The 15,162-nt window shown below is 37.1% G+C and carries 11 protein-coding genes and 1 tRNA gene; 2 read left to right on the top strand and 10 right to left on the bottom strand.

Going from position 1 to position 15,162, the window contains the following annotated elements; all coding sequences use genetic code 11:
* Positions 1-8 precede the first annotated feature (8 nt).
* Complete coding sequence (mukF, locus tag PF272_RS00230) at positions 9-1,349, bottom strand: chromosome partition protein MukF (protein ID WP_271141195.1); 1,341 nt, start codon at positions 1,347-1,349, stop codon at positions 9-11.
* 270 nt (positions 1,350-1,619) lie between these two features.
* Here mukF and ttcA point away from each other — a divergent pair, with 270 nt between their 5' ends.
* Positions 1,620-2,540: a tRNA 2-thiocytidine(32) synthetase TtcA gene (ttcA, locus tag PF272_RS00225; RefSeq protein WP_271141194.1), complete on the top strand. Its 921-nt coding sequence runs from the start codon at positions 1,620-1,622 to the stop codon at positions 2,538-2,540.
* Between the two features lie 63 nt (positions 2,541-2,603).
* On the opposite strand, the gene PF272_RS00220 is transcribed toward ttcA, so the two are convergent.
* The 9 genes from PF272_RS00220 to mltA all read right to left on the bottom strand — a co-directional run bounded on the left by PF272_RS00220 (position 2,604) and on the right by mltA (position 14,806).
* A complete protein-coding gene (locus PF272_RS00220; RefSeq protein WP_271141193.1) occupies positions 2,604-3,074 on the bottom strand; it encodes a Dps family protein in 471 nt (156 codons plus the stop codon).
* A 271-nt stretch (positions 3,075-3,345) separates the two neighbouring features.
* A complete protein-coding gene (cmoB, locus tag PF272_RS00215; protein ID WP_271141192.1) occupies positions 3,346-4,311 on the bottom strand; it encodes a tRNA 5-methoxyuridine(34)/uridine 5-oxyacetic acid(34) synthase CmoB in 966 nt (321 codons plus the stop codon).
* An 18-nt stretch (positions 4,312-4,329) separates the two neighbouring features.
* Complete coding sequence (gene serS, locus PF272_RS00210; protein WP_271141191.1) at positions 4,330-5,616, bottom strand: serine--tRNA ligase; 1,287 nt, start codon at positions 5,614-5,616, stop codon at positions 4,330-4,332.
* An 87-nt stretch (positions 5,617-5,703) separates the two neighbouring features.
* A complete protein-coding gene (locus PF272_RS00205) occupies positions 5,704-6,939 on the bottom strand; it encodes a type II toxin-antitoxin system HipA family toxin (RefSeq protein ID WP_271141190.1) in 1,236 nt (411 codons plus the stop codon).
* Complete coding sequence (locus PF272_RS00200) at positions 6,932-7,240, bottom strand: helix-turn-helix domain-containing protein (RefSeq protein ID WP_271141189.1); 309 nt, start codon at positions 7,238-7,240, stop codon at positions 6,932-6,934. Before PF272_RS00200 ends, PF272_RS00205 begins: the two co-directional genes overlap by 8 nt.
* A 54-nt stretch (positions 7,241-7,294) precedes the next feature.
* The gene (gene mfd, locus PF272_RS00195; RefSeq protein WP_271141188.1) at positions 7,295-10,723 is read right to left on the bottom strand and encodes a transcription-repair coupling factor; all 3,429 of its coding nucleotides are present in this window, start codon (positions 10,721-10,723) and stop codon (positions 7,295-7,297) included.
* A gap of 43 nt (positions 10,724-10,766) precedes the next feature.
* On the bottom strand, positions 10,767-12,899 hold the full coding sequence (gene rlmKL / locus PF272_RS00190; RefSeq protein ID WP_271141187.1) for a bifunctional 23S rRNA (guanine(2069)-N(7))-methyltransferase RlmK/23S rRNA (guanine(2445)-N(2))-methyltransferase RlmL: 2,133 nt from the start codon (positions 12,897-12,899) through the stop codon (positions 10,767-10,769).
* A 46-nt stretch (positions 12,900-12,945) separates the two neighbouring features.
* Positions 12,946-13,719, bottom strand: a complete 774-nt coding sequence (tcdA, locus tag PF272_RS00185) for a tRNA cyclic N6-threonylcarbamoyladenosine(37) synthase TcdA (RefSeq protein ID WP_271141186.1) — start codon at positions 13,717-13,719, stop codon at positions 12,946-12,948.
* Between the two features lie 4 nt (positions 13,720-13,723).
* Positions 13,724-14,806 (bottom strand): murein transglycosylase A, encoded by a 1,083-nt coding sequence (mltA, locus tag PF272_RS00180; protein ID WP_413789406.1) that lies wholly within the window; start codon positions 14,804-14,806, stop codon positions 13,724-13,726.
* Positions 14,807-15,019: 213 nt separating this feature from the next.
* Between mltA and PF272_RS00175 the strand changes: the two genes are divergently transcribed.
* Positions 15,020-15,096 (top strand) — tRNA-Met (locus PF272_RS00175).
* The last annotated feature ends 66 nt before the right edge of the window (positions 15,097-15,162 follow it).

Raw genomic sequence — 15,162 nt, 5'->3', positions numbered from 1 at the left:
TGTTAACGTTATTTCTTTGGTTGATTGTTATATTCATCAATAGGGTGAGCTTGTACTTCTGCACCATAGGCATTGATTGCCTGCCATTGCGGTACATTGCCGCTAAAATCTTGACTCGCAATACCAAGACGTACCGCTTGATCAACAATAATTCTTGCAACATCAAAATGTTGTGACTGCGGATAACGATCTAATTGTTCACGTAAAACTGCACCTAGCTCTATTGGTTTCTGATCTTGATAATACTGGATTAATAAACGCTGCATCGTTTCGGTAATTTGTTCATGTACGGTTTGTAATGATTCATACTCTAACTCAGCAGGTAATTCACCTAAGGCTTCTTCTTCACGTAAAGCCAGTTCTTCATCGCGTAAATCCACCAGACGTTCAGCTTGTACACTCCATAAATAGAATGGGGCATCAAAATAATCCGCAATTGAACGGCGTAAACGTTGAGCAAATACCCGATTTTTATCTAAATCAATAGCAGTACGAATAAATTTATGTACATGGCGATCGTAACTAATCCAAAGGTCAATCGCTTGTTGTCCCCAGCTAATAATTCGATCCAATTTAAGCTGTAAACTAATAATTAACTGCGCCACAAACTCTAATTGTTCACGTCCTAAAATACAGTCTTGAACCCGTAATAACCCTGCTTGCAACTTATCGCCTGCGGCATTAAGGGTATCTTGTAATTCGCGTAAATTACCTGATGTTTCATCTAATAGACGTTCACAACTGGAGATCGCCGCTTGCCAATCTTTACTCAATAATTCTGCGATCTCTTCTTTGGTATGATGTTGACTTTCATCCATAATCCGTTGTGACAAGTCGATACTGTCAAAAATCTCTGCCACCGAATATTTTAATGGGGCAAACACTTCTCGCCGCCAATAATATTCATCGCCATCATTTTCTGCGGCTTCTGCGGCACGTTGGATCTCATCCGCCACAATAGATAACTGCACTGAAAGACGTAACGCTGAAAATTCACGTTGACGAATATAGTAATCCGATACACCAACGCCTAAAGGGGTAAGACGATAAATCGCTAATCCTTCTGTGAATTCACTGCTGAAACGATTAACTAAACGTTGCTTAACTAAATCATTAATCGCATTATTGGCACGCTGCGTTAAGGTTTCTTCTGACTGCCCTAATGCTTTTGAAACATGGCGGAAGAGATCAACTAAATCACTTTCTTCCATTTCGCCGGCAAAGCGTTCATTGTTAAAAATAGCGATCGCCAAAAGAAAAGCTAAACGTTCTGTGGTTAGATTTAAACTAAATTCTCGTTCTTTTACCCACGAGACTAATTCAGGAATGGTTTGAGTTGATTCACTCATTATTAACTACCTAAACAACTGAGGTTTATCTTGATCAAATTAATATGCTAAAACAGGCAACATTCTAGCAAAAAATTGCTATTTTTCTAAAGGTTATTTAACAAGATCGTGACCTTTTCTCTGTGACTGATCTCCCATTTTTACAAATATTAAAAATTTCGCTGTACAAACACTGATTTCTCGCAAAATACCTCAATAAGTTATTGCAAAAAAAACAAAAGCCCTTACCATAGCAAACCGATTTTTTAGCTGAAAAACTGATTATTTAATATGTCATTAGAGAAAAAACAAATCTATAACCTTAACAAATTACATAAGCGTTTACGCCGTGAAGTCGGTAAGGCAATCGCTGATTTTAATATGATTGAAGAAGGCGATCGCGTGATGGTGTGCTTATCTGGCGGCAAAGATAGCTATACCCTATTAGATATTTTATTAAATTTAAAACTCAATGCTCCGATCAATTTTGAAATTGTTGCCGTTAATCTGGATCAAAAACAACCTGGCTTTCCAGAAGAAGTATTACCTAATTATCTATCACAATTAGGGGTTGAATATAAAATTGTTGAAGAAAATACTTATGGCATTGTGAAAGAAAAAATTCCTGAGGGTAAAACCACTTGTTCACTCTGTTCACGTTTACGCCGTGGGATTTTATATCGTACTGCAACAGAGTTAGGAGCAACTAAAATTGCACTTGGTCATCATCGTGATGATATGTTAGAAACCTTATTCTTGAATATGTTCTATGGTGGCAAAATGAAAAGTATGCCACCAAAATTGATTAGTGATGATGGTAAACAAATTGTCATCCGCCCACTTGCCTATTGCCGAGAAAAAGATATTGCTCGTTATGCAGAAGCGAAACAATTCCCGATTATTCCGTGTAATCTTTGTGGTTCACAACCTAATCTACAACGCCAGGTCATTAAAGAAATGCTACAAGCTTGGGATCGCCAATATCCAGGACGGATTGAAACTATGTTTAGTGCCTTGCAAAATGTTGTGCCATCACATTTATGCGATCCGAAATTATTTGATTTCAAAAATATTCGTCATGGTAGCTTATTAGAAAATATTGAGGGCGATATTGCTTTTGATAAACCAGAAATTCCAACTGCTCCTATTATGCAAGATGAGGAGAATGATTTTTTAGAACAAACACAGATTAGTTTTAAGGAAGTATGTTGATCTTAAAAATAAACCTACGATAGTGATCGTAGGTTTATTTTTATATTGATAATTGGAAATTTACTATTTCGTTGCTGCACTAAACATCCAAATTAATTTTTCTTGCTCTTTAATATAATCACTCATTAACGAGGCAGTTCCCTCATCTTCAGCTTCATTGGCAATAGCAAGAATATCTCTTTGTTGTTCAAGTAAATTTTGCAAACCACTTAATACCCCTTTCAAACACTCTTCGGCTGCACTAACACCTGAATGTTCCTTAATTTTAGCAACCTGTAAATATTCACTAAACGCATTACTTGGGGTATAGCCTAATGTCAAAATACGTTCTGCAATTTCATCTACTTTTACCACTAAATCATTATAAATTTCTTCAAACTTAGCATGTAATTCAAAGAAATTTACCCCTTTAATATTCCAGTGATAACCTCGTACATTCATATAAAATACTTGATAACTAGCCAATAAATTATTTAATTCGTTTGCTAATTTTTTTGATAATTTTGTATCTAAACCAATTGTTGTTTTAGCCATAATTAGCCTCTCTTAACTTACTTTGAATAATAAATTAAACCACTGATTTAGGAAGTGACATTTAATTACTTCCTTAAACCTTATGTGAGGTATTTTAGTTGCAAATTTGAATGAACAAAAATGGGTATTCCCAATGTAATTGATAGCTTCTAACAAATTAAATTACTTTATTCATTGTTATAAATTATTAAAAATAAAAAATCTGTCCCTTTAGTTTTACATCCTAGACACTTATAGGAACAGATTTTTATTAATATAGATAATAAGTTTGTTATTTATTAGCAATTATTACCGCACGTTTTGGTGCGGGATAACCTTCAATGGTTTTACTTAAATCTTGAGGATCAAGGAAATCAATTAAGCTCTCATTCTCAAGCCATTCTGTTTTACGTTGCTCAGCTAATGAAGTTACGGCAACATCCACACAACGGATATTTCTAAACCCTGTTTTCCCTAACCAATTAATTAACGCCGCAACCGAAGGGATAAAGTAAACATTTTTCATTTTGGCATAACGTTCACCAGGAACTAATACCGTATGTTGATCTCCATCCACCACAAGCGTTTCTAAGATCAGTTCACCGCCTTTCTTTAATTGTGCTTTAAGCTGAGAAAGGTGATCCAATGGCGATTTGCGATGATATAGCACGCCCATAGAGAACACCGTATCAAAAGCATGCAACGGTTGCATTTGTTCGATACCGAGTGGAATCAAATTAGCTCGGCGGTCGTTATTTAACAGCTTTCTAACTGCTTCAAACTGGCATAGAAATAATTCGGTTGGATCAATACCTACTACCATTTTTGCCCCTTCACCGACCATCCGCCACATATGGTAACCACTACCACAGCCAACGTCTAACACTAACCGATCTTGTAATGGTGAAATATGCGGTAACAAACGATCCCATTTAAAATCAGAACGCCATTCACAATCAATATGCACACCATATAAATGATATGGCCCTTTACGCCAAGGCATTAGCTGTTTTAAATGGTGAACCATTCTTTGTCGTTCACCCTCAGTGAATGGTTGATGCAAATGTGCGGTTACGCTATGTTTCAGATCGATTTCATCCGCAATACGCTCTGGTAAAAAATCAACAACTTTTGACCATTTCGCATATTCACCATGTGTATTAGCTTGCCATTGTTTGAGCTGTGCAGGTAAGGTTTCTAACCAATCTGACAGCTCACTGGTAGCAATTTGTTGATAAAAAGGTCGAAAATCAAACATAAATGCTGTTTTTCATCCTTAGCGGATAACATCTAAACCATTCATATATGGACGTAATACTTCTGGCACAATAATTGATCCATCGGCTTGTTGGTAGTTTTCTAGCACTGCCACTAAAGTACGGCCAACTGCTAAACCTGAACCATTAAGGGTATGCACAAGACGAGGCTTTTTCTCACCTTTCACACGATAACGTGCAGACATACGGCGCGCTTGGAAATCCCACATATTTGAACAAGATGAAATTTCACGGTAGGTATTTTGTGCAGGCACCCAGACTTCTAAATCATAAGTTTTGCATGAACTAAAGCCCATATCACCAGTACAAAGTAATACTTTACGATATGGTAAACCTAATAGTTGTAATACTTTTTCTGCGTGTCCCGTTAACTCTTCTAATGCTGCCATTGATTTTTCAGGTTCAACAATTTGTACTAATTCTACTTTGTCAAATTGGTGCATACGGATTAAACCACGTGTATCACGACCATAAGAACCTGCTTCAGAACGGAAACATGGCGTATGTGCGGTCATTTTTAATGGTAAATCTTCAGCATCTAAAATTTCTCCACGCACCATATTGGTGACAGGCACTTCCGCAGTTGGAATCAACGCATAAGGTTGTTCACCTTCTAGTGGTTTTGTATGGAATAAATCTTCACCAAATTTTGGTAACTGCCCTGTACCACAAAGAGTTTCGTGATTGACTAGGTAAGGCACATAAGTTTCAAGGTAACCATGTTGCTCGGTATGTAAATCAAGCATAAATTGTGCTAAAGCACGGTGTAAACGAGCGATTTTGCCTTTTAAAACAACAAATCTTGCTCCTGTTAATTTCACGGCAGTTGGGAAATCAACACCGCCACTGAGTTCACCTAAATCTACATGATCACGAATTGGGAAATCATACTGTTTTGGTTCCCCCCAACGAAATACTTCAAGGTTTTCGCTATCATCTTTCCCTTGTGGTACTTCATCTGCAGGAATATTTGGAATTGTTAAGGCAATTTGTCTTAATTCTTCTTGGACTTGTTCTAAAGCTACTTTCGCTTGTTCTAATTCCGATCCCATATTATCTACTTCAGCTAATAATGGTTGGATATCTTCACCTCTTGCTTTCGCTGCACCGATAGCCTTAGAACGTGCATTACGTTCTGCTTGTAAACTTTCTGTTTTAACTTGTAATACTTTACGTTGTTCTTCTAATTGCTCAATTTTTTGCACGTCTAATACAAAATTTCTTTTTTCAAGTAATTTTGCTGCTGTTGCGGCTAAATCATTACGTAGTAGATTAGGATCAATCATCTTTTTTTCCTTTTTTGATTCTGTACTTTATTGAAATAAAAAAACGGCATTATTCTAACACGGAAAATCATGTTACTCGTGGAAATTTTATAGATTAAATGCATATTTCATCATTTCTTGTTCTTGCCTAGAGATACCTAAATTTGTTGCAAACTTTCGCCATTTATTTACAACAGTCATCACCTCATCATAAATTTGTTTTGCTTGATTAGGTGTTAATTGAAAAAACTCAGCTACCTCAAAAGCTAACTGGAAATCTAATCTATTATCGCTGTCTGTGATATTAAGATGTAATCCTTGAGATAATGGGCTTGGATTGAGATCATAAGCAGGCGATAAAATCCAACCTGCATTTTGATAGATAAAACCGTGATTCCGCAAATGATCATCCGTATTTGATACAGCTATATTAAACACAATTCTTCGCCATAATTGCATAAGATCTCTTTTAGTTTGAGAACCGTTTTCTGTTATAAACTGAGCTATTTCTAAATAACTCGCTTCATAATCGCCATCATAGTAGCCTAGCTGAGTTAAGGCTGAAGTAAAATGGCGACGTCGTTCACCTATTCGATCAAATCTTTGGGTCAAAAATGTATGATGTTCCTGATTGAACTTTTCAATTCGACAAGTTGCCATTTCAATACCAGATTGAGTGGCTAAACCATAAATTAAATATTCCCATAACCCAACATCATACTCATCATATTTGCTAGGAAACTTTGCGATCCATAACTGCTTATACTCGTCGATCACTGAGGCTTTAGGTCTCGCACCTCCTAAAGATGATCCTGGAGAAATCAGCATATAAAGCCATTTTAAATAATCAGGATCATCAATATTGCTATTTTCTAATTGAAAAGCAGCAAATTCTAACTCTTTTAAAGAAGATATAGGTGGAGCAGCTAAATAGTCATTATTATCTAAAAATTCACCATTTAGTTCAGTTTTAAACCTTAATGCCCCCATGCGATTCATATCATGTACACCTAACAAGTAATCACTTTCTAAAAGCATTTTCGGTTTACGATTTTGTTGATTGGCTAAAGCAATCTCTCGCCGTTTCATCAATAAACGTCCCCAACGATCAGGACAGGAATCTAGAAAAATTCGAAAATTCTGTGCATTTAAACTATATTGTTCCCCAGAATAAAGATGTAAATCAGGATCAATCTGTTGCACAAAAGGCGATTTTAGCCAGTTATTATCATAGCTAAAGCGAAATGACTCTTTTCCTCTTACGACATCAGAAGATAAAACACCGATTAACTCTGGCTTAATCAATTCTTCCCAGCTGGCAAACACATAAATCTCTTTACTCATTCGATTTCCTTAATAACGCAATATCTTGTAATTTACGTCCAAGTTCATCGTCTTTACCAACTTTACTGAAATCTTGTTCCAATCCTAATACCCCTAGCACCATAACATAATAGCCAATAGCAACATTAGGATTACCTTGGGTTATTTTACGAATTGTCATACGACTTAAACCAGTCCGCTCTGCTAATAGTGTTTGCGTGAATTTTCTGCGTTTAATAGCAAGTTTGATATTCTCTCCAAGTTGAATTAACACATTTTCATACTTAGGGAATAATTTAGGAGATTTTGTCTTATTGAACATTATAACAACCATTTTTTAAGATTTTGATAATTATAATGTTCATTTTTTCTTTTTTCAATTCCCAGCAATTCTTGCAATCAAATCCATCACAAAGCCTAATCGTTGTTGGGTATCGCTAAAATCTTGCGTAAATCTGAATTTTAATGGACCATCAAAACGGTAAACATTCGGTTGTTGCTGAATCAGCTTCAAGAATAACATTGGATCGAGTTCTACGTGTGGTGCAAATTCTAAGAATCCACCTGTCGCCATTGCTTCAATTTTTTGAATTCCCAATGGTTTCGCTTGTAAACGTAATAACGCAATTTCAAATAAATTCTTCGTTGCTTGTGGTAATAATCCAAAACGATCGATTAACTCAACTTTTAATTCAGACAATTCTTCTTCGTTTTTCGCACCAGCAATACGCTTATAAAAAGAAAGACGTAAATTAACATCACCAAGATACTCTTCTGGCAACAATGCTGGAATACGCAAATCAATATCAACCTGCGCTTGCGTTAACTCATCTAAAGTTGGTTCTTTCCCTTCTTTAAGAGCTTTCATCGCACTTTCTAACAGCTCCATATACAATGAAAAACCGATAGTTTCGATCTGTCCGCTCTGTTCATCACCTAATAACTCACCTGCACCACGAATTTCTAAGTCGTGGGTCGCCAACACAAATCCAGCCCCTAAATTATCTAAACTACTTAACGCCTCTAATCGTTTACGGGCATCTTTGGTCATTAATTTTTCTGGTGGAGCTAATAAATAAGCATAGGCTTGATGGTGCGAACGCCCAACTCGACCACGTAATTGGTGTAATTGTGCTAAACCAAAGTGGTCGGCCCGTTCAATAATAATCGTATTGGCGCTTGGAATATCAATTCCTGTTTCGATAATGGTTGTACACACTAAAACATTAAAACGTTGATGATAGAAATCGGTCATTACACGTTCCAACTCACGTTCTCGCATTTGTCCATGCCCGATACCAATACGTGCTTCTGGCACTAAAGTTGCTAATTTTTCGGCACAATTTTGTATCGTTTCCACATCATTGTGTAAGTAATAAACTTGCCCACCACGTAAGATTTCCCGTAATATCGCTTCTCGAATAATGCGTTCATCGTGTTGGCGAACAAAAGTCTTAATCACTAAACGGCGCGCCGGTGGCGTTGAAATAATCGAGAGATCACGAATACCATTCATCGCCATATTGAGTGTACGTGGAATTGGAGTTGCAGTAAGGGTGAGAATATCAATATTACTACGCAACTGCTTAATTTTTTCCTTTTGTCTTACCCCAAATCGATGCTCTTCATCAATAATTAACAGACCTAAATCATGGAAATCCACTTCACCCTGTAACAACTTATGCGTTCCAATAAGAATATCTATCTTTCCTTCTTTGACAAGAGATAAAACATTCTTTTGTTCTTTAGCTGTTTTAAAACGTGACAATACCTCAACGTTCACTGGCAAATTTGCAAACCGATCACGGAAATTATCATAATGTTGTTGTGCTAACAGTGTGGTAGGTACTAATACCGCCACTTGCTTTTGATTCATGACCGCTAAAAATGCCGCTCGCATTGCTACTTCAGTCTTACCAAATCCAACATCACCACAAACTAAACGATCCATTGGTTTGGCTTGGCACATATCGCTAATAACCGCATTAATTGCCATTTGTTGATCATAAGTTTCCTCAAATGGGAAAGTCGCAACAAATTGTTGAAACTCTTCACGATCATACTTAAATGCAAAACCTGGTCGAGATTCTCGCTTCGCATAAACATCCAGTAATTCTGCGGCTACATCACGGATTTTCTCTGCTGCTTTTTGACGAGATTTAACCCATGCTTCACTACCTAATTTATGTAATGGTGCGTTTTCTTCTCCACCACCAACATAACGACTAATTAAATGTAATGATGAAACAGGAACATACAATTTCGCATCATCTGCATAACGCAACACTAAATATTCGGCTAACATTCCGCCCGTTTCTAACGTAGTTAAGCCATCATAGCGCCCAACACCATGCTCTAAATGCACCACAGGTTGACCAATTTTTAATTCTGCTAAGTTACGAATTAGCGCATCTGGATTCACATTTTTTTGTTGCTGGCGCTGACGAGTTTGCACTTTTTCACCAAGAAAATCCGTTTCACAAATAAAAGCAAACTGCTGATCAACAATAAAGCCTCTTTCCATTGCTCCAATCATTAAACTAAAACGTTGCTGATTTGCTTCAGATAATTGCTGAATTGGTGTCGGCTTAATTTTTAATGGTTTTAATAATGAAAGTAAGGTTTCTCGTCGCCCTTCACTTTCTACTGAAAAAACAATAGGTTCTGCAAAATTTTCAATAAATTGACGCAACATTTTTAACGGTTCTTTTTGCTGCGCATTGATCGTTAATTCTGGTAGTTTACTGACGCTAAGATTTTGATTGCGTGCTTGTTGATCTAATACTGCTTCCGTTAAGGTTAGTTGTGGATAATCTTTGAGATACTGATTGACACTATCTGGACGTAGCCATAAAGTTGCTGGTGCAAGCAATGGACGCATTGGATCAACTTTTTGGTTTTCATAACGCAACTGTGCATCACGGAAAAAAGTTTCGCCATATTGTTGGATTTTCTCATCAGTAATAAATAGCGTATTGATTGGTACATAATCAAAGAAAGTCGCCATTTGTTCAAAAAAGAGTGGCTGCCAATATTCAATGCCAGCAAATAACGTTCCTTTACTAATTTGCTGATAAATATGCTCTGGATCACGGCGAATCTCACCAAAAGTTTCGCGAAAATTAGTACGGAAAAACTCAATACCTTTTTCATCAATCGGGAATTCATGTGCTGGCAATAAATTAATTTGCTGAATTTCTGCTATCGTCCGTTGTGTATCTACATCAAAGGTCCGAATAGAATCAATTTCATCATCAAAGAAATCTAAACGATAAGGAAGATGACTTCCCATCGGGAAAAGATCTAACAATGCCCCACGTACGGAATATTCGCCGTGTTCAAACACTTGATCAACTGCACGATACCCTGCTTTATTTAGTTGCAAACGCAACTGTTCCAGATCACATTGTTGCCCTTTTTTGATTAAAAAAACATTTTGCGCTAAATAACTTGGCGGACAAACACGTTGCATTAAGGTACTAATTGGTAAAATAAAAATACCTTGTTTTGTCTGTTGTAAATGAAATAACGTACTTAATCTAGTAGAAATAATCTCTTGGTGTGGCGAAAACGTATCATAAGGCAGGGTTTCCCAATCCGAGAAAATTTCTGCCGGTAATGAAAATTGTCTTAAACTTTCTGCAAGATGATTCGCTTGTCGCATATCTGGAGTAACGACAACAGTAACACCTTGATGTTGCTGTGCAACCTCGGCAATGACTAATACACGACTATCTGCAATGACATTACCAATATATTTATGATCGTTCGCTTTTTTTGCCAGATTAAGATTAAAAAACTTCATAACGTTACTTTATATTTGTATTCACAACTCTGCTGTTTGCTATTTATTTAAAGGTAATTCGCCAACAATTATGTATATGAGGATTACGCTGGAAATCCTGTGGTAAGGTTTGTGCTGAAATATTCTCAGCTTGTAAACCTAACTGTTCTAAGCCAGCTAAATCCATTTTGAAACCACGCTTATTATTGGAAAAAATTATCGTTCCGTGACGACGTAACAGTTTACTTAATTTCTGTAATAGTAAGAGATGATCACGTTGTACATCCCAACTATTTTCCATACGCTTAGAATTTGAAAAAGTAGGTGGATCAACAAAAATTAAATCATATTGCCCTTTAGCGTTTTCTAGCCATTGCAAGCAATCTGCCTGAATTAATTTATGTTGTCTTCCTTTAATATTATTGAGGATAAAATTTTGCTCTGCCCAGTTTAGATAAGTATTTGACATATCTACTGTGGTACTCGATTTTGCCCCACCTAAAATGGCATGAACAGTACAAGATCCTGTGTAAGAGAACAGATTTAAAAAATCTTTTCCTTTTGCCATTTCTCCAACCATTTTACGGGTTAAACGGTGATCCAAAAATAAACCAGTATCCAGATAATCTGTAAGATTTACCCACAATTTTGCGCCATACTCATGCACAAAAAAGTAATCGCCTTTATTGGCTAATTTTTCATACTGATTATTTCCTTTTTGTTTTTGACGCACTTTTAACACTAACTTATTACTTTCAACGCCTGTTACTGCTAATGTTGCAGTCACAGCGTCCAATAAACGCTGACGTGCTTTTTGCGGATCAATATTTTTTGGTGCTGCATATTCTTGTACCACGATATGATCAGCATAACGGTCAACAGCAAGGTTATATTCAGGTAAATCTGCATCATACAAACGATACGCATCAATCCCTTGTTGCTTCGCCCATTTCTCAATTTTCTTAATATTTTTATTCAAACGATTAGCAAAATCAGGCGCTGCATTATTAGCATTAAATTGAAGCCCAGTATCTTCATTTTGTTTTACCGCTTCTGGTAGTTCACTAATCAAATAATTTTTTTGGATACAATCTAATGGTCCATTTTTAGCTTTGAATTGGCGTGAAGAACGTAAGCGTAAACAATCTAATAAACTTAATTCGCTACTAAAAATGGAAGCTTGCCAATGTGCAAAATATTGTTTTAAACGTCTGCCAAATACTGAATATAAAGCAATTAACGTCGGTGTTGCCCCTAAGCGTTCACCATATGGCGGATTACAAACAACAGTACCTACTTCTGTTGTTGGTGGGGTCAAAGTAGCAATATCAGCCGCTTTAAATATGATTAAATGCCCTACACCAGCATTTTCTGCATTCTGTTTTGCTTTCTCTAATACACGATGATCACGATCCAGTCCAAAGAAATGGGCTGTGCATTGTTGCGTGCCTTGTTCTGCTTGTACTAACGCTTCAGCTTTAACTTTTTGCCATACTGCTTGTTGATGTTTTTTCCAGCGATTAAAGCCCCAATGCAAGCGATTTAATTGTGGTGCAATGTTTGCTTCCATTTGTGCAGCTTCAATTAATAACGTTCCTGAGCCACACATTGGATCCACTAACGGTGTACCAAATTTCCAGCCTGAGCGAATAATAATGGCAGCAGCTAATGTTTCCCGTAATGGTGCTGCACCTGTATCACTGCGATATCCTCGCATATGTAATGCTTCACCACTCAGATCTAACGATACATTCAACTCTTCACGATTCAAGTACACATTTAGGCGGATATCTGGATAATCTTTATCAACTTGTGGACGAGCTTGACCATGGCGCGTGAAATAATCGACAATGCCATCTTTAACTCGCATGGCACCATATTGAGTATGGCGGATTGCTTGGTTTGTTCCACTAAAATCCACCACAAAACTATCATCCGCAGAAAAATGTTGTTGCCAAGCAAAATTAACAACTGCGGTATAAAGATCTGCATCATCATAGACTTTGCTGCTAAATAATGGGTATAAAATGCGAGAACTAAGGCGACTCCACAATAGTGTGCGATATAATGTTTCATCATCTGCGTGATAATGCACACCGCCTTGTGCAATCTTACATTGGCTTGCGCCTAATTTTTCTAATTCTGTTTTTAATAACTCTTCAAAACCACGTGCTGTGGTAGCAAATAATTGATTCATATTTTGGTCAAATTTCTGGAAAAAAATTGCGGAAAATTATAGCAAATTAGCCTGTTTTCTTTTGTAATAATTTTTCGACTACACGTGCAGCAGCAAAAAAACCAAAGGTTGCAGTCACCATAGTTGCAGCACCAAAACCATTACTACAATTCATCGTAGCCGAAGTTGAACATTCACCACTCATTTTAGGAAATATCAGAGGTTGAGTAGAAAACACACAATCGATCCCAAACTTACGCTGCGGATTATCGGTAAAACCATACTGTTTTCGTAATAGATAACGCACTTTTGCTGCTAATGGATCTTGAATCGTTTTACTTAAATCTTTAATTTGAATTTGGCTTGGATCGGTTTGCCCACCTGCACCGCCTGTGGTAATGACTTTTATCTTATGGCGCTTACAAAAAGCTAATAAAGCCGCTTTTACTTTAACGCTATCAATCGCATCGATCACATAGTCATAGCCTCGTAATAGATACTCTGCAATATTTTCTGTTGTTAAAAAGTCATCAATAATTTCTACTTGTGCATTTGGGTTAATTGACAATACACGCTGCTGCATTACCTCTGTTTTTAATGCACCAATATTCTCTGTGGTCGCATGAATTTGACGATTTACATTGGTTACACAAATATCGTCCATATCAATTAAGGTTAATTTTCCCACGCCTGAACGCGCTAATGCTTCCACGACCCAAGAGCCAACGCCACCAATACCAATTACACAAATATGGGCTTCACGCAAGCGTTGTAAGGTGTCCTCACCGTAAAGACGCCCAATCCCACCAAAACGTTGTTCAAAATTATCTACTCGTGCCATATGTTTAATTTAATACCCAAACACGTCCATAATGTTTTAATAATCCTGCTACATGACCAGCGCGTTCACCGATCCCCTGATAAAGGTCAAAATGTTGTCCTTTTACTGCACCACCTACATCTAATGCTACCATTAAGCGTAATTGATGCGTTCCTTTCCAATTCCCAACATCGTCAATTTCAGGCATTTCAACTAGCAACACGGTTCCGGATGGAATTAAACTGCGATCAGAAGCAACTGAAGCTAATGGCACTAATGGCACACCAGCAGATCCTTTTACTTTGCCGTTAGGTACATTTTTGAAGAAAACATAAGATGCATTACGTTCTAATAACCCTTGCAAACGGCTTGGATTACGATTAGCCCAATCTTTAATCGCTTGTACTGACATTTTTTCTTTTTCGATTTCCCCATCTTCAACCAATAGTCGTCCAACACTGGTATAAGGAAAACCATTTTGTCCTGCATAAGCAAAATAGGTAAGATCATTGTTACCAAAATCAATATAACCACTGCCCTGTACTCCGAGTAAGAAGTTATCTAACATCGAATCACTATAAGCAAGCTCTAGCCCTTTACCTTTTAACGCGCCGGCATAAATTTGTGCTCTTGAAAAACGTTTATAACGCGGCATTGCATAAATAGGATGTTGATATTTGCCTTGTGGGCTGTGACGTGCATGAATAACCGGTGAGTAATAACCTGTCATCAACACATTTTGGAAACCATCTTCTCCTGCCATTTTTTGAATACCAATACCAAAGTTATTAAGCTGCGATACATCTGCTCCTGCTAATACCCAACTGGTAATTTTGTCATAGGTACTACGGAAATTAGCACTCAATCGTGGAGAAACATCGGCAATAATACTCAGTTGAGTCAAAAAATCACCTTGGTTCACCACTGCACTTTGATTTTCTACCATTCCCACTGGCGTTAATGGCATCCGCATATAGCTGCGTCCTTGATAGACGGCACCTAATTGTTCGTGTAATGAACGTTCTGAAATCGTTGATGAGGAATGATTAGATGAAGAACAACTTGCTAAAACTAATATTGCCGCCGCAACAGCAGCAAATTTTTTCATTTTTCTCATGGACAACAATAAAACCTCTAAACTTGCACAATGAATTGAATGTCAAAATGGAGATAATGATAACAATTTTATGACTTGCTTGCTGAAATTTCTGTGAAATGTTCGTTTTAATTTCGTTAATGATTATTTTTTTATCAAAAAAACTTTAAAATTTAAAAAAATCTTGCAAAAACGAAAAAAACGAGTATAGTTACGCACATCTGACGCGGGGTGGAGCAGCTTGGTAGCTCGTCGGGCTCATAACCCGAAGGTCGTTGGTTCAAATCCAGCCCCCGCAACCAATCTTTCCTCTCTCTTTTATTTTTATAAATTAATCCTTGACTCTCCTCCAACAGTAACCTTTATTA

Source organism: Gallibacterium faecale, assembly GCF_027920745.1.
Taxonomy (GTDB): Bacteria; Pseudomonadota; Gammaproteobacteria; order Enterobacterales; family Pasteurellaceae; genus Gallibacterium; species Gallibacterium faecale.
Note: the sequence above shows the minus strand (reverse complement) of the source record. Positions and strands in the feature narration are given on the sequence as shown.

What these genes read in the sequence shown, in the direction of transcription:
- serS (WP_271141191.1), bottom strand. Translation starts at nt 5,616, where the DNA reads ATGATTGATCCTAATCTACTACGTAATGATTTAGCCGCAACAGCAGCA.
- mfd (WP_271141188.1), bottom strand. Translation starts at nt 10,723, where the DNA reads ATGAAGTTTTTTAATCTTAATCTGGCAAAAAAAGCGAACGATCATAAA.
- mltA (WP_413789406.1), bottom strand. Translation starts at nt 14,806, where the DNA reads ATGAAAAAATTTGCTGCTGTTGCGGCGGCAATATTAGTTTTAGCAAGT.
- PF272_RS00205 (WP_271141190.1), bottom strand. Translation starts at nt 6,939, where the DNA reads ATGAGTAAAGAGATTTATGTGTTTGCCAGCTGGGAAGAATTGATTAAG.
- rlmKL (WP_271141187.1), bottom strand. Translation starts at nt 12,899, where the DNA reads ATGAATCAATTATTTGCTACCACAGCACGTGGTTTTGAAGAGTTATTA.
- mukF (WP_271141195.1), bottom strand. Translation starts at nt 1,349, where the DNA reads ATGAGTGAATCAACTCAAACCATTCCTGAATTAGTCTCGTGGGTAAAA.
- PF272_RS00200 (WP_271141189.1), bottom strand. Translation starts at nt 7,240, where the DNA reads ATGTTCAATAAGACAAAATCTCCTAAATTATTCCCTAAGTATGAAAAT.
- PF272_RS00220 (WP_271141193.1), bottom strand. Translation starts at nt 3,074, where the DNA reads ATGGCTAAAACAACAATTGGTTTAGATACAAAATTATCAAAAAAATTA.
- cmoB (WP_271141192.1), bottom strand. Translation starts at nt 4,311, where the DNA reads ATGTTTGATTTTCGACCTTTTTATCAACAAATTGCTACCAGTGAGCTG.
- tcdA (WP_271141186.1), bottom strand. Translation starts at nt 13,719, where the DNA reads ATGGCACGAGTAGATAATTTTGAACAACGTTTTGGTGGGATTGGGCGT.
- ttcA (WP_271141194.1), top strand. Translation starts at nt 1,620, where the DNA reads ATGTCATTAGAGAAAAAACAAATCTATAACCTTAACAAATTACATAAG.